We start from the raw sequence: 14,819 nt of genomic DNA, 5'->3' as shown, positions 1-14,819 counted from the left end.
CGCCTCCAAAAACCCCACACACCAACAAACCCCCCACCCCCCGCCCACCCGGCCCCCCCCCCCCCGGGTGGTTCTTTTTTCTACCCCCTATAACAAACCCCCAAACCCCCCCACGACGGGGACGACCGAGTCAGTCGCCGACGCCGAAGCCGACCTTGCGGACGTCCGAGGGGGCGATCTCGACGTACGCGATGCGGTCGGAGGGGACGATGTACTTGCGCCCCTTCTCGTCGTTGATGCGGAAGAGCCCGTCACCGGCCGTCAGGGCCTCGGCGACCAGCTTCTCCACCTCTTCGGGAGACTGGCCACTGGACACCACCAGCTCGCGCGGCGTGTCCTTGATGCCGATCTTGACCTCCACGTGGGACCTCCGCTGGAAATTCGTAAGGGATGTGCCGGCCAAGGCTAACCGAACCGGCTCGTTCCGGTGGCGCATGTCCGCGCCCGACCGCGTCGTCACTTCCGGGTACTCCATCGGGTTCAGCCCAGGCCGAGCGCCTGCATGCGCTTCGTGTGCCCCTGTTGCAACCGCCGGAACAGCGCGGCAATTCCGGAGAGGTCGCCCGAGCCGGCGATGATGAGCTCGGCCAGCCCGTCGCGCTCGGCGACGACGTACTGGGCCTGGGTCAGGGCCTCGCCCAGCAGGCGGCGCCCCCACAGGGCGAGCTTGTCGCGGGTCTTGGGGTCGGCCTCGATGCCGGCCGCGACCTCGCGCTCGGCGAAGGCCGAGTGGCCGGTGTCGGCCAGCACGGTCAGCACCAGTTCCTTGGTCTCCGGGTCGAGCCAGCTGGCGATCTCCCGGTAGAGGTCGGCGGCCAGCCCGTCACCCACGTAGGCCTTGACCAGCGACTCCAGGTACGACTTCGGGGGCGTCGAAGCGTGCCAGGCGTCGATGTGGTTCACGAACGGCGCCATCGCGTCCTCGATCTCGACGCCGTTCGCGGCCACGTGCTTGGCGAGCTGGCCGTAGTGACCGATCTCGGCGGCCGCCATCGCCGCCAGCGCGGCCCGCCCGGCCAGGGTCGGGGCGTTGCGCGCGTCCTCCGCCAGCCGGTCGAACGCGGACAGTTCGCCATAGGCGATCACACCGAGAAGGTCGACTACGCCTTCGCTGATCTCTTTCGGCTCGGTCACGGGGGCAGGGTATCGCCGAAGCACCCGGACGTGTCGGGACGAGACCGATCACACGGGTTCCGGCGCGCCGGGTACTGTCGAAAAACTGCTGACCAGGTACACTGGCGTCCGAGATCAAGCTTCCGTACGCCATACCGGCGTCGGGAAACAGGCAGGTCACGTGGCTTGCCGACGTACTGCAATGTGCGTGCACGCCTCTTCCGGCATTCCCGGGACGGACCGGTTCCGCGCTGCCAGACCAGCGCCAGGGACCAGGGTTTACTCCCGGTCGAGTGTCGAGCGGACCCACGGCTGTGCGCGCTGGTCACGAGAGAGGCGATCACCCTGACCGCAGAAATTCCCACAACCGAACAGCCCCCCGCCGTCGCGCTGGAACACAGCGAGACCGGCCCGGCCGCGCTCGACACGTCGCACCCGCTGCAGGCGGGCGTCGAGGTCGAGCCCGAGGCCCCGACCTTCGCGTCCTTCGGTGTCAAGCCGGAGATCGTCAAGGCCCTGGGCGAGGCCGGCATCGAGCGGACGTTCGCCATCCAGGCCCTGACGCTGCCGCTGGCCATGGCCGGCGACGACCTCATCGGCCAGGCCCGCACCGGCATGGGCAAGACCCTCGGCTTCGGCGTCCCGCTGCTGCACCGCGTGCAGGTCCCCGGCGACGGCACCCCGCAGGTGCTCGTCGTGGTGCCGACCCGCGAGCTGTGCATCCAGGTCGCCAACGACCTCAAGGGCGCCGGCAAGCACCTGGGCATCCGCACCCTGGCCATCTACGGCGGCCGCCCGTACGAGCCGCAGATCGAGGCGCTGCGCAAGGGCGTCGACGTCGTGATCGGCACCCCGGGCCGCCTGCTCGACCTGGCCGAGCAGCAGCACCTGGTGCTGGGCAAGGTCCGCGGCCTGGTGCTCGACGAGGCCGACGAGATGCTCGACCTGGGCTTCCTGCCCGACATCGAGCGCATCCTGCGGATGGTGCCGGACGAGCGGCAGACGATGCTGTTCTCGGCCACCATGCCCGGCCCGATCATCACGCTGGCCCGCACGTTCCTGCGCCAGCCGACGCACATCCGCGCCGAGGAGAACGACGCCGGCGCGATCCACGAGCGCACCGCCCAGTTCGTCTACCGGGCGCACTCGATGGACAAGGGCGAGGTCGTCGCCCGCGTGCTGCAGGCCGAGGGCCGGGGCCTGACGATGATCTTCAGCCGCACCAAGCGCACCGCGCAGAAGGTGGCCGACGACCTGGTCGAGCGCGGCTTCGCGGCCGCCGCCGTGCACGGCGACCTCGGCCAGGGCGCCCGCGAGCAGGCGCTGCGCGCGTTCCGCTCCGGCAAGGTCGACGTGCTGGTCGCCACCGACGTCGCGGCCCGCGGCATCGACATCGACGACGTCACCCACGTGATCAACTACCAGTGCCCGGACGACGAGAAGACCTACGTCCACCGGATCGGCCGCACCGGCCGCGCCGGGCGCACCGGTGTCGCCGTCACCCTCGTCGACTGGGACGAGGAGCCGCGCTGGAAGCTGATCTCCGACGCTCTCGGCCTCGACATGCCGGAGCCGGTGGAGACGTACTCGTCGTCCAAGCACCTGTACGAGGACCTGGGCATCCCGGAGGGCACCACCGGGCGGCTGCCGCTGGCCAAGCGGACCCGCGCGGGCCTGGCCGCCGAGGAGGAAGAGGACCTGGGCGGCAAGAAGCGCGGCCGTCGTCGCGGCGAGCCCGCCTCGGAAGAAGCGCCGCGCAAGCGCACCCGGGCCCCGCGCAAGCGGACCCGCGGCGGCTCGCGGGCGGCCGAGGCGATCGAGGCGGCGGACAACGCGGCCGCGGCTTCGGACGAGGCTCCGGCTTCTTCCGAGGGCCGCACCCGGACGCGCCGGCGCACCCGCACCGGCAACGCTCCGGAGGCGACCGGTCCGGCCGTCGAGAAGGAGGCCGGCGAGAACGCCGAGCGCCCGGCTCGCCGACGCCGCCGTCGCCGTCCGGCCGCCACGTCTGATACACCTGCGTCGGCAGACTGAGGCTTCTCCATCGGGGGTCGGGTACGTGAGCGACGGCGAGAAGGCGGCTGAAGAGACGCCTGCCTACGGGTCCGAGGACGTACTCGAGGACACTCCCGAGAGCACCCCGCCCGCCCCGCGGGTCAAGGCGCGTCGTTCGCCTTGGAACCGCGGGCGCGACCGGGTGGCCGCCGCGCTGATCGCGGTCGGGGTGGTGGCGGTCGCGCTGGTCATCGGCGTCACGAGCGACAGCGCGGCCACCGACCGGACCAAGGCGGACCCGCCTCCGCCGTTGCCCGCGGCGCCGGACAAGGTGCCGGGGTCGGTGGCGGAGATCTGGAGCGCCCCCAGCGCCGCGACGCCGGTCCCGGTGGTGGCGGGCGACTCGGTCGCCACCGCGGACGGCGGCGAGGTCGCCGCCCGCGACCCGCTGACCGGCCAGATCCGCTGGCACTACACGCGTGACCTGCCGTTGTGCAGCCTGGACTCGGTGTGGGGGCGGCTGAACGCCGTCTACCACAAGTCGGTGAACTGCAGCGAAGTCACCCAGCTGGACCCGGCGACGGGCCGCATCACGGCCCAGCGCAACGGCAACGCGGAGCTGGGCACCCAGCTGGTCGACGACGGCTCCCACGTGACGGCGACGGGCAAGAAGCTCCTCACGACCTGGCGCGACGACCTGGTGCAGAGCGCGGAGTACGGCCAGGTCCCGGCGCTGGTCAACGCGGGCAAGCAGCCCCGGACGGGCTGCACGTACGGCACGGTGGCGGCGGCCTCGGGCAAGATCGGCGTGATCGAGCGCTGCCCGGGCGACCCGGCGGACCGCCTGTCCGTGTACAAGGCAGCCCCGGAGAAGGACGACGAGCCGCAGGTCGCGTTCAGTTCGGTGCTGGCGGGCAAGCGGGCCCGCGTGGTGGCGATGTCGGGCGACCTGGCGGCGGTGGTGCTGCCGGACCAGAAGCTCCTGGTGGTCTACAACGGCGACGGAACCCAGCGAGCGGCGTACCCCCTGGACGTCCCGGCGGGCGACCTCGCGGCCGACCCCCCGGCAGGTGTCGAGGCGACCACCCAGACGGCGGCGAACATGTACTGGTTCAGCGGCTCGAAGGTGGTGGCGTTGTCCCGGGACGACCTGGCGCCGCGGTGGACGTTGAGCAGCGCTTCCGGGCCGGGGATCACGTTCGCGCAGCAGCTGGTGGTCCCGATCAAGGGCGGCCTGGCGGTGCTGAACGAGAACGACGGTTCGACGATCCGCACGGTAGGCGTGGACCGCCGCGGCTACACGGGCCCGGTCCGCCTGGCGGCGGCAGGCCCGGTGCTGCTGGAGCAGCGAGGCACGACCCTGGCGGCTTTGAAGTAACCGAGAGCCGTGATGCCCCGCCAGTCACGCAAGATGCCCCCCGGATCACGCAAGATGCCCGCCGGATCACGAGCGATGCCCGTTTGATCACGCCCGGCCAGGCGGCGCGAGGTGGGGCCGACCGGCGAGGAGCGGCATCTCGCGTGATTGAGCAGGCATCACTTGTGATCAGAGGGGCATCACGCGTGATTGAGCAGACATCTCGCGTGATTGGGGGCGGGGTCAGGTGAGCCAGAAGAGGATCAGCGCGGAGACCGTGAACAGGACCACCGCCACCCCGGCTCCCGCAGCCGCGGGCCCGTTGCGGCGGTCGGCGACCCGCTGAGCCACCAGGGCCAGCCCGGCGGCGATCGGGTGGCCGATCAGCAGGGTCGGGCCGGGGCCCGGCGCGCCGGTGAACAGGCAGATGGCCGCCACCGCGAGCACCCCGACCGCGAGGACCGTCAACCCCGCCGCCAGTGAGCCGGTGAATCCGCGCCACCAACGGCCGCGCTGCCGGACAGGGGCCGCAGGGGCCGTGTCCTCCGGCTCGATCCGCTCGGGCTCGGCCCGTTCCTCGGGCACCGCCGCCGCCCGGCCGGGCTCGGTTCGCGCCGCCGGTACTGGCGAAACTGCCTCCGGCTCGGTCTTGCCCTCCTCCGGGGTCGGCAGCGGGATCGTCGACAGTTCGTCGGTGTCCGGTGAAGCCACGTTCCCTCCCGTTCAGGGCGCGAGCAGGTCCCACGGCTGCGCCTGCGGGGCCGCTTCCTGCCCCGCCGCGCAGCTCGGCCTGAAGTCGCACCAGGCGCAGCGGCGGTCCGGGCGGGGTGGGAACAGCACGTCCCCGTCGCCGCCCGCCTCCAGGGTATCCGTGGCCAGGCGGAGATCACCGGCGGTCTCGCCCGCGCGTTGCAGGTGCCGCTGCAGGCTCTCCGGCGTGTGTTCCGCCGCCGCGATCGTGCCCGTCGGGAGGTGGTGCAGCTCCACCGTCGTGCACGGCATCCGCAACGTCCGCGCCGCCGCCACCGCGTACAACGCCAAGGCCTGTGACGCCCGGGCCTCGTACTCGTCCGGTGGCCGGCGGCCCGTCTTGTAGTCCACGATGACCAGCGCGCCGTCCCGGGCGTCGATCCGGTCCGCACGGCCCTCGATGATCATCGACGGCCGCTCCCCCGGCGTGGCCGACACCGGCGCCGACACCCAGCGCTCCAAGCCCACCGGGTCGTGCGAGACGTCGTTGTCCTCGACGTACTCCGCCACCCACCCCTTCGCGCGCGCCCGGTACCGCGCCGCCTGCTCCTCGGTCTCGAAGCCCGCGTCCTTCCAGAACTCCGCCACCAGCGCCACCGCCCGTTGCGGCACGCGCTTCAGCACCGGCAGGTCGAACAGCGCCCGCAGGGCGTTGTGCACCACCGCCCCGAGCGTGCTGTGCGCCCACGGCCCGGTGCGCTGCGGTGTCGGCCGTTCGAGGTACGCGAGGCGGTACCGGCGCGGGCAGTCGTCGAAGGTCGCCAGCCGCGCCGGCGAGACCTTCGTGAGCCGCACCGGTTGCGCGACGCCGAAGTCGAAGCCCATTTGCTCCTTCACGGGTGCCACGCTACGCACTACCACCGACACTTTTTTCGGGGGTTCGGGTGGCGGAGCCCCTGACTTGGGGCGAAGCCCCAGATGTCACTGCCACTTTCCGCGCGGGGCGAACTCGCCCCGCGCGGAAAGCCGGTTCACCGCACCACCAGCACCGTGTGCGTGCCACCGGAAACGGTCAGCGGACCCGCCGCCCGCAGCGGACGCCCGTCCAGCACCACCAGCCGGCCCGAGGGCACCACCAGCGAGCCCGAAGTCCCTCGCGGCGCGGAAACCGTCAGCGAGAACACCGAACCCTGCTGCGACCACGAAGCCGACAACGCGCCCTTCGGCGTCGGCACCGCTCCGCGCGCCCACGAAACCGAGCCCGGATGCGGCGAAACCGTCCAGGTGGCGAAGCCCGGCGACGTCGGCGAGACACCCAGCAGCTCGTTCGTCAGCGCCGGCACGACCCCGGTCGACCAGCCGTGCGCGGCCGACGTGTACCCCTGCTCGTAGTGCGAACCGCCCTCGCCGATGCCCTCCCACGCCGTGATGCCCGGGTCGTGCGTGGCCATCCAGCCGTACATCCGCTTGATCTGGTCGATCGCGGACGCCGCCTGCCCGGTCCGGAACCGCGCCTGCAGCTCAGGGAACGACGTGAACGCGTACACGCGCTTCGTGCCGTCAGAGACGAGAGTGTCGTTGTCCATGAACGGGTTCCCGTACGGCAGCGCGCCCGCCGCGAGCCGCGCGAGCGCCGAAGTGGCCTGCGCCGGAGAGGCGATACCGGCCAACACAGCGTGGCTGTTGCCGTCCTGACCGTGCCGCACCGCGCCCGTCGCCGAGTCGAGGTACGCGCCCGCCGCCGGATCCCACAGGTGAGCGTTCACCGCCGCCGCGACGCCCGAAGCACGCGAAAGCCACCGCTCGGCGTCGGCCGCGTGCCCCGTCGCGCGCGCCAGACCGGCAGCACCCTGAAGTGCCCGGACGTACAACGCGTTGTAGTACGTCACTTCGCCCGTACGCGGCAGAAACGCGTAGTCGCCGTAGCCGCCGGTGCCGTTAAGCCCCTTCGCGAGCAACCCGCGCGAATCGGTGACCGACGGGTACCAGCTGTCGAGCGTCTTCACGAGGTGCGGGTAGTACGAAGACGCGTACGCGGTGTCGCCCGTGTAGAGCACGTAGTCCCAGCTCGACGTCACCCACCAGAGCGGATAGTCGAACAGCGGCAGCGTGTAATTGTTGATCGACGCGGGCGGGATCCAGCCGTCGGCGCGCTGGTGGTCGGCCAGGTCGGCAAGAACATTCCGAGCTGCCGTGCCGTCCTGGTGCGTCAGGTACTGCGTCAGGCCGGACACCGCGACATCGCCGACGTACGGATCACGGTCGCGCTTCGCGCCGTCGTGCAGCACCAGCTTCCCGTCCAGCGAAGGCGAGAACGCGCCGCGAGGGTCCACATCGGACTCCCGGAAGGTGTCCATGCCCAGCTCGTTCGTGTAGGACGCCGCGTACCAGTAGCGATTCAGGTCTTCGTCGGACGACTCGAACCAGCCGCGGTAGGTCGACGGCGTGCCGAGGAACGGCGTGAAGTCGAGCGAGACGCCGCTGATGCGCACCTCGCCGGACGGCTGCGTCAGCGGCGCGTCCGAGGCGAGCGCGTCGAGGCTGATCCGCAGGTAGCGGAAGCCACGCAGGCCGTCCGCGCACACCTGGTTCCCCGAGGCGCAGCCCTTGGTGTCCCGCCAGACCGTCGGTGTCGCGGGCACGGCGATCTGGTCACTGCCCGGGCCGCCCGAGAAGTCCGAGCGCGAAAAGTCGGAGCGCTCGCCGAGGTACTGCTGGGTCTCCGAGGTCGACACCCGGATACCGGGGTGGTTCGCCGACGCGCCCGCGAAGGCGATCTTCGGGTACCCGGCGACGACCTTGCCGAAGTCGACGACGGCGGTGGGCACGGGCGGATCGGCGACCACGCCGGGCCACACCTCGGCGACGCGGCTGAACTCGCCGGACGGCGTGTTCTGGTCCCTGGTCACGGTGATCCGGACCTGCGCGGTCGTCACCGGCCGGTCGAAGGTGACCGCCCGCTGCACGGCGGTGTTCCCGGTCACGGACGCGGCCACCCGCCAGGCGCCCGCGTCCAGCACCTCGACCGTGAAGTCCTGTGGCACGCCGTCCACATTGGACAGCACGGTGACACCGGGCAGCGCGACCGGCGCCCCGGCGGTGATCGTCAGGACGTCGGGGTAGGCACCGATCGTGTCGTCGTTCCAGAACGTCTCGGTGTTGCCGTCGACGGCGTTGCCGGGGTCGTAGGTCCGGGGCTGGCCGTTGCCGCCGTTGTTCGGCGCGTGGAACGACGACGCGGCCGCCGTGGTCCCGGCCGGCCACACCGGCTTGGGCGGCGGCGCCTGCCGCTTCAGCACCGCGACACCCCGGCCGAGCAGGCCGTTCGGGTTCGTGACGTCCCCGGTGGTGGACAGCACCCGTACCGGCCGGACGTCCCGGCTCGAAGGGGCGACGACGTACTTCTGCCAGCCGGGCGCCGCGCCAGCGGGCGCGGCGACCACGCCGCTCGCCACCAGCACCGTGACCGGCAGGACTGCTCTGAGCCACTTCATCGAGGCCTCCGCAAGGAGTTGAATCGTTTCAACCGCTGAGCTGAGCTCCAGGCTGCGGGAGCGGTGCCAACGATGTCAACGAACCGGGCGCATCCTGTCCGGCAGGACAACCCGGGTGGCGGCCTCAGCCGGCGCCGGAGATGAACCCGCGGACCGAGTTCGCGACGAGCTCCACGGCGATGGCCGCGAGCAGCAGGCCGGCCACCTTGGCCAGCAGCGTGATGCCACTTTCCTTGATCAGCCGGATGACGAGACCGGAGTAGCGCATGCAGAGGTAGATCACCAGGTGCACGGTGACGATCGCCAGCGCCAGGGCGATGTACGCGCCGGGGTGCCCGTCGGCCTGCCGGACGAACACGATCGTCGCGGCGATCGCGCCCGGCCCGGCCAGCAGCGGCGTGCCGAGCGGCACCAGCGCGACGTTGACGTCGTCGGCCGCCGCCTCGGGCTCGTGGCCGTTGCTGGTGAGCAGCTGCAGCGCGATCAGCAGGAGCAGCAGCCCGCCGGCGCCCTGCAGCGCGGGGATGCCGATGCCCAGGTAGGCCAGGATCGCCTGGCCCGCGACCGCGAACAGGCTGATGACCAGCAGGGACACCAGGACGGCCTGCCGGGCGGCGCGCGCCCGGGTCGCCATCGGCTTGCGGCCGACGAGGCTGAGGAACACCGGCACGGTGCCGGGCGGGTCCATGATGACGATCAGGGTGATCGTCGCGCTCATGAACAGGCGCGCGTCGAAGAAGTCGGCGATGGCCATGTCAGCCCTTCACGACCTGGAACCCCGTCGCCCGCGAAACGAGTTCCTCGAACTGCCCCGGGTCGGTGGTGCACTCGCCGAGGGCGATCGTCTTGTTCGTGCCGTGGTAGTCGCTGGACCCGGTGAAGACGAGCCCGAGCTCGGCGGCCAGCTCGCGAACGCGGGCCCGCGTCGGCTCGTCGTGGTTCGGGTGGTCGGCCTCGACGCCGGTGAGCCCGCGGGCGGCCAGACCGGCGAGGGTGTCCTCACTGATCGTGGCGCCGCGGCTGAAGGCGAAGGGGTGCGCGACGACGGTGACGCCGCCGGCCGCGGCGATCATGTCGACGGCTTCTTCGACCGGCGTGTCGCGACGGGCGACGTAGTAGCCGCGGCGGGGGCTCAGGTAGTCGGCGAAGGCCTCGTCGACGGACTTGACCAGCCCGGCCCGGACCAGCGCCTGCGCCAGGTGGGGGCGCCCCGGCGGCGAGTCCTCGGGCAGCAGGCCGAAGATCTCGTCGATGTCGATCGGGAGACCGTCGGCGGCCATCCGCTCGGCCATCCGGCGCAGCCGCGTGCGGCGCTCGAGGCGCAGCCGGGTCTGCTCGATGACGACGGGCTCCGACGTCGGGTCGAAGAGGTAGGCGAGCAGGTGGACGCTGATCTGGCGGCCCGTGTCGGGGTCGATCGACACCGTGGAGAGCTCGGCGCCGGGGACCAGGGTCAGGCCGGGTGACACCGCTTCGGAGGCGGGCGCCCAGCCCGCGGTGGTGTCGTGGTCGGTGATCGCGACGACGTCGAGCCCGGCTTTCGCGGCTGCGGCGACGAGCCCGGCCGGCGAGTCGGTGCCGTCGGAAGCGGTGGAGTGGGCGTGCAGGTCGATGCGCATCGTGTCCATTGTCGACGATGCGCTGCGTCACACGCGCGGCGGGGACGTCAGCCGACGGGCTTCTTGCCGCGGGCCGCCCGCTGGGCCTTGATCATGGAGAAGCGCTCGGCCTGCTTCTGCTTGTCGCCGAAGACCAGTTCCGAGATCGTGTCGTAGAACTCCTCCGGCCGCGGCAGGAAGTCGATCTTGTTCAGCGCCTGGATCTGACCGGCGGACTCGACCACCATCGTGCCGTAGCCCATCATGCGGCCGGTCGCCGTGCGGACGTAGCTGAGGTCGGTGACCTTGCTGATCGGCATCATCAGCACCTTGGTGGTGAACACCCCGGTGGTCATGACGAACCGCTTGTCGGTGACCACCAGGCGCTCGACCCACCACTCCATCACCACGTAGGCGAACCGCAGGACGACGAGCAGCGCGACGTACCAGAGGATGTTCTGGCCGATGTACAGCGCCGGCGGCAGCAGGTAGGACACCAGCACGCAGACGGCCAGCAGCGCGGCCGCCTCGAAGGTGTCCCACAGGAGCACCGCCCAGTGGCGGCGGATCCGGATGACCCGCCGCTCGGTGTCGAGGAGGTACTCGTCGGGGTCGCGTGGCGCGAACATGGTTCGAGGGTAACCCCGCGATCAGCCCTTGAACACGTTGCTGACGAAGGTGATCACCGATTCGGCCGAGCTGCGCAGGAAGTCGATGATGTTGCCGACGAGGCCGGCGGCCTGCCCAGGCTGGGCGATGACGAAGAACAGCACCAACGCGATACCGGCGAGGCCCGCAATCTTCTTCACGTTCACCGCGATCAAATCCCGTCTCTTACGGTGACACCGGACAACAGCTGTTTTTACGTTGTACCGCACTGAACAGGCACACGGGAGGAAAGTCCCGCGCTTGGGTCAGCACGCGGTCCGAAGTGTACCGCACGGCTACTCTCCGTGTACAGGACAGCCGTTTTCAAGGGGGTTAGGTCTACCCTTCGGGACATGGAGGGCCTCACCAGCACCACGATCCGCTGTGTCGGCGGCATCGTGTTCGACGCATACGGCCGTTTGCTGCTCATCCGGCGCCGGAACGACCCCGGTTCGGGGCAATGGTCGCTGCCGGGTGGCCGAGTCGAACCGGGCGAAACGGACGAAACGGCGGTAGTCCGGGAACTGGCGGAGGAGACGGGCCTGGACGTGATTCCGGGCACACTGGTGGGTTCCGTGCGGCGGGGACGCTACGAGATTTTCGACTACGCCTGCGAGGTCGGGGGCGGCATTCTCACCGCTGGTGACGACGCATCGGACGCCCGTTGGTCCGATGCGGCAGACCTTGCGCGCCTGGAGGCGGCCGGGGCGCTGGTGGACCGGCTCTACGTGACGCTGCGTGACTGGAACGCCCTGCCGCGAGCCTGACTACAGCGGCAACCAGGTCATCCGCTGCCCGTGCGGGGCGGTCCGCGCCAGCGCGTGCGCCTCCGGCTTGCCCTCCTCCCACCGCACCACGCCCAGCGTCGCCAGGCCGTCCGCGCCCGCGAGGTCGTCGCGGCCGGGCAGCACCGTCTCCAGCCCCGAGCCGTAGAACTCCTCCGAGACCCACCAGACCGGCCGCGAGGCAGCCAGCGAGGCGAGTTCGGCGACGAACGCGGACCGCTTCTCCGCCGGGAAGTACGCCAGCGCGTGGCTCGTGATCACCACCAGCGGCCCCTCCAGTGACGCGGCCGCCGAGGCGAGGTCGTCGACCCCGTCCCCGGTGATCAGCCGCGGGCGGTGCTTGACCTGCTCGGCCGCCGCCGTGCGCAGCAGCCGGATCCGGTCCGGCTGGTCCGCCCAGACGCACGCCTCCAGCCACGCCAGCTCGTCCTCGTCCGACAGGTCCACCGGGGCCCGGTCGAGGCCCGCCCGGTCGAGCACGGCCAGCTTCTTCGGCAGCTTCGGCACCACCGCGCCCGGGGCCAGGTCCAGGGCGCAGTGCAGCCCCACCGCGGACTTGGCCGGCCCCGCCGTCAGCTGGTCGCCGCCGTCGCACTGGTAGCGGTAGCCGAACCGGTCCAGGCCCAGCAGCAGGCCCGCGCTGCAGCCGACCTCCAGCAACGAGACCTTCCCGCCCGCCTCGCGAGCCGCCCGCGCCACACCCGGGTAGAGCAGGGCGGCCCGCCGGACCTCGTTCGTCTGCGTATAACGCGAGGAGATCAGGGCACGGGCCTTGTCCGCGCGTTCCAGCAGGAACGAGCGGAACAGCGGCCAGGTGTCGGAATCCACGCCGTCGAACCCGCCCAGCGACGGGTAGTACCGCGACAGCGGGTGGATCGGGTCGGCCTGCACCAGCCGGTGCGCGGTCGCCATCAGCAGCGTTCCCCGCACCTCGCCGTCGCGGGCCGAGGCGAGCAGCCCGGCGACGTCGTCGTCCGAGGCCGCCTGCAGCGCCAGGTGCTCGTACAGCGGCGAGACCCCGCGCGCCTCGACTTCCGCGAACGTGCGGAGTACCGCCTTGATCCCGTCCAGGTCCATCAGAGCCTCATTCGTGCGGCACCGGCCGGCCCGGCTGCTCCCCGCCCCGAGTCTCCCCGTACGAGCGCTTCGGCACCATCACCTTGCGCCGGAAGGTGCACACGATCGTGCCGTCCTGCTTGTAACCGCGCGTCTCGACGTACACGACACCGCGGTCGTCCTTGGACTTCGACGGCGTCTTGTCGAGGACCTCGGTCTCGCCGTAGATCGTGTCGCCGTGGAAGGTCGGCTTGACGTGCTTGAGGGATTCGACCTCGAGGTTCGCGATCGCCTTGCCGGAAACGTCCGGCACGGACATGCCGAGCAGCAGCGAGTAGACGTAGTTGCCGACGACGACGTTCTTGCCGAAGTCGGTGGTCTCTTCCGCGTAGTGCGCGTCGAGGTGCAGCGGGTGGTGGTTCATGGTGATCAGGCAGAACAGATGGTCGTCGTATTCGGTGACCGTTTTGCCCGGCCAGTGCTTGTAGACCGCACCGACCTCGAACTCCTCGAAATACCGGCCGAACTGCACTCGTCACTCTCCCGTCGCGTAACACCGCGTGAGCCTGGTACGACACGCATCCGTAGTGAGGAGTACCCTCAACCATCGGTGTTCGCGCGTCAACGCGAGCCCCGCCACGTTGCACCGGCCCGGAGGAGGTGAGGAACTCGATGAGTAGTGGCGATAGTCCGCTCCCTAGTAGTCCCAGCGTTCCCACCACACCCGCCGGCCGGCTCATCTCCTGGTAGGCCTTCTCTTCCCGGGAACGCTGGTGTGTCGCCGGGCGGACAGTTCCCGCCCTGGTCCGTCGTCTCGCACGACCACGCACGACACCAGGAGATCCCATGCCTGCCATTCCCTCGCTCGGCGGCCTGCGCGGCCGCGGCAACAAGGGCACCGTCCCGGTCCGCCCGGTCCCGGTGCCGCTGTCCGCGTACGTCGTCGACTGTGCCGTGTACGTCGCCGGTGAGCGCCTGCCCGGCCGCTGGAGCCACTCCGAGGCGATCAAAGAGGTCCGGAAGCGGCACGAGGGGTTCGTCTGGATCGGCCTGCACGAGCCGGACGCCCAGCAGATCCAGGGCGTCGCGGACACGTTCGGGCTGCACGAGCTGGCGGTCGAGGACGCGCTCGAAGCGCACCAGCGGCCGAAGCTGGAGCGCTACGACGACACGCTGTTCCTGGTGGTCAAGACCGTGCGGTACGTCGAGCACGAGTCCCCCACCACGGCGAACGAGATCGTCGAAACCGGCGAGCTGATGGTGTTCCTCGGCCGCGACTTCGTGATCACCGTGCGCCACGGGAACCACTCGGGCCTGGCGCGCCTGCGCCGCGAGCTGGACGAGGACCCGGAGCGCCTGCAGCTGGGGCCGGCCGCGGTCGTGCACGCGATCGCCGACCACGTCGTCGACCACTACCTCGACGTCACGGGCCGGATCGAGAACGACATCGACGAGATGGAGGCGCAGGTCTTCGCGCCCCGGTCGCAGATCAGCGCCGAGCAGATCTACCTGATGAAGCGGGAGGTCCTCGAGCTGCGCCGCGCGGTGATGCCGCTGGCGACGCCGGTGCAGCGCCTGGCCGAGGGCTACACGCGGCTGGTGCCGGACGAGGTCCGCTCGTACTTCCGCGACGTCGCCGACCACCTCACGACGGTGTCCGAGCGGGTGGCGGCGTTCGACGAACTGCTGTCCACGCTCGTGGACGCGACGGTCGCGAAGATTTCCCTGCAGCAGAACACCGATATGCGCAAGATCACGTCGTGGGCGGCGATCATCACCGTGCCGACGATGATCGCGGGCATCTACGGGATGAACTTCGACTACCTGCCCGAGCTGCACTGGAAGTTCGGGTACCCGCTGGTGATCACGGTCATCCTCGGGATCTGCCTGTTGCTGTACCGAATATTCCGGAAGAACGGCTGGCTCTAGGTCCCCCTCTTCCCCATCGGAGTGTTCGTCATGTCCAGGATGCTGTCCAACCTGAAGTTCTGGGCGCTCGCGCTCAGCCTCGTGTGGATTTTCGTGATCACTTTCGTCATCGTCGCCGACCCGGGCTTCGCGCACGGGATGAAATAACGGCGCG

Annotated in this window: 15 protein-coding genes; 4 read left to right on the top strand and 11 right to left on the bottom strand. The window is 70.6% G+C overall.

The window, feature by feature from the left end:
* Positions 1 to 130: 130 nt before the first annotated feature.
* Both AB0J55_RS32405 and AB0J55_RS32400 read right to left on the bottom strand, forming a co-directional pair.
* On the bottom strand, positions 131 to 361 hold the full coding sequence (locus AB0J55_RS32405) for a DUF3107 domain-containing protein (RefSeq protein WP_013223016.1): 231 nt from the start codon (positions 359 to 361) through the stop codon (positions 131 to 133).
* 119 nt (positions 362 to 480) lie between these two features.
* On the bottom strand, positions 481 to 1,134 hold the full coding sequence (locus AB0J55_RS32400) for a ferritin-like fold-containing protein (RefSeq protein WP_364257039.1): 654 nt from the start codon (positions 1,132 to 1,134) through the stop codon (positions 481 to 483).
* A 417-nt stretch (positions 1,135 to 1,551) separates the two neighbouring features.
* Between AB0J55_RS32400 and AB0J55_RS32395 the strand changes: the two genes are divergently transcribed.
* Together AB0J55_RS32395 and AB0J55_RS32390 are read left to right on the top strand one after the other, a co-directional pair.
* Complete coding sequence (locus AB0J55_RS32395; protein ID WP_364257083.1) at positions 1,552 to 3,147, top strand: DEAD/DEAH box helicase; 1,596 nt, start codon at positions 1,552 to 1,554, stop codon at positions 3,145 to 3,147.
* A gap of 25 nt (positions 3,148 to 3,172) precedes the next feature.
* Positions 3,173 to 4,486, top strand: a complete 1,314-nt coding sequence (locus AB0J55_RS32390; protein WP_364257036.1) for a hypothetical protein — start codon at positions 3,173 to 3,175, stop codon at positions 4,484 to 4,486.
* Between the two features lie 222 nt (positions 4,487 to 4,708).
* Here AB0J55_RS32390 and AB0J55_RS32385 read toward each other — a convergent pair whose 3' ends face one another.
* The 7 genes from AB0J55_RS32385 to AB0J55_RS32355 all read right to left on the bottom strand — a co-directional run bounded on the left by AB0J55_RS32385 (position 4,709) and on the right by AB0J55_RS32355 (position 11,062).
* Complete coding sequence (locus tag AB0J55_RS32385) at positions 4,709 to 5,176, bottom strand: hypothetical protein (RefSeq protein ID WP_364257033.1); 468 nt, start codon at positions 5,174 to 5,176, stop codon at positions 4,709 to 4,711.
* 12 nt (positions 5,177 to 5,188) lie between these two features.
* Positions 5,189 to 6,040, bottom strand: coding sequence for a PD-(D/E)XK nuclease family protein (locus AB0J55_RS32380; RefSeq protein WP_364257080.1), 852 nt, complete (start codon positions 6,038 to 6,040; stop codon positions 5,189 to 5,191).
* Positions 6,041 to 6,186: 146 nt separating this feature from the next.
* Entirely contained in the window at positions 6,187 to 8,649 is a 2,463-nt protein-coding gene (locus AB0J55_RS32375; protein ID WP_364257030.1) for an alpha-L-rhamnosidase C-terminal domain-containing protein, read from the bottom strand.
* 124 nt (positions 8,650 to 8,773) lie between these two features.
* Positions 8,774 to 9,403: a MarC family protein gene (locus tag AB0J55_RS32370; protein WP_364257027.1), complete on the bottom strand. Its 630-nt coding sequence runs from the start codon at positions 9,401 to 9,403 to the stop codon at positions 8,774 to 8,776.
* A gap of 1 nt (position 9,404) precedes the next feature.
* Positions 9,405 to 10,277, bottom strand: coding sequence for a PHP domain-containing protein (locus AB0J55_RS32365; RefSeq protein WP_364257024.1), 873 nt, complete (start codon positions 10,275 to 10,277; stop codon positions 9,405 to 9,407).
* Between the two features lie 38 nt (positions 10,278 to 10,315).
* On the bottom strand, positions 10,316 to 10,876 hold the full coding sequence (locus tag AB0J55_RS32360; RefSeq protein WP_003095467.1) for a PH domain-containing protein: 561 nt from the start codon (positions 10,874 to 10,876) through the stop codon (positions 10,316 to 10,318).
* A 21-nt stretch (positions 10,877 to 10,897) separates the two neighbouring features.
* Entirely contained in the window at positions 10,898 to 11,062 is a 165-nt protein-coding gene (locus AB0J55_RS32355; protein WP_162146229.1) for a hypothetical protein, read from the bottom strand.
* 186 nt (positions 11,063 to 11,248) lie between these two features.
* Here AB0J55_RS32355 and AB0J55_RS32350 point away from each other — a divergent pair, with 186 nt between their 5' ends.
* On the top strand, positions 11,249 to 11,662 hold the full coding sequence (locus tag AB0J55_RS32350; RefSeq protein WP_364257020.1) for an NUDIX domain-containing protein: 414 nt from the start codon (positions 11,249 to 11,251) through the stop codon (positions 11,660 to 11,662).
* Here AB0J55_RS32350 and AB0J55_RS32345 read toward each other — a convergent pair whose 3' ends face one another.
* Complete coding sequence (locus AB0J55_RS32345; protein WP_364257017.1) at positions 11,663 to 12,757, bottom strand: DUF2332 domain-containing protein; 1,095 nt, start codon at positions 12,755 to 12,757, stop codon at positions 11,663 to 11,665. It abuts the gene before it with no gap.
* 7 nt (positions 12,758 to 12,764) lie between these two features.
* Positions 12,765 to 13,268: a MaoC family dehydratase gene (locus tag AB0J55_RS32340; RefSeq protein ID WP_364257014.1), complete on the bottom strand. Its 504-nt coding sequence runs from the start codon at positions 13,266 to 13,268 to the stop codon at positions 12,765 to 12,767.
* 314 nt (positions 13,269 to 13,582) lie between these two features.
* Between AB0J55_RS32340 and corA the strand changes: the two genes are divergently transcribed.
* Positions 13,583 to 14,665, top strand: a complete 1,083-nt coding sequence (gene corA / locus AB0J55_RS32335) for a magnesium/cobalt transporter CorA (RefSeq protein ID WP_364257011.1) — start codon at positions 13,583 to 13,585, stop codon at positions 14,663 to 14,665.
* Positions 14,666 to 14,819 lie beyond the last annotated feature (154 nt).

This window comes from Amycolatopsis sp. NPDC049688 (assembly GCF_040674975.1).
GTDB lineage: Bacteria > Actinomycetota > Actinomycetes > Mycobacteriales > Pseudonocardiaceae > Amycolatopsis.
This window is presented reverse-complemented; position numbering and strand designations above follow the sequence as displayed.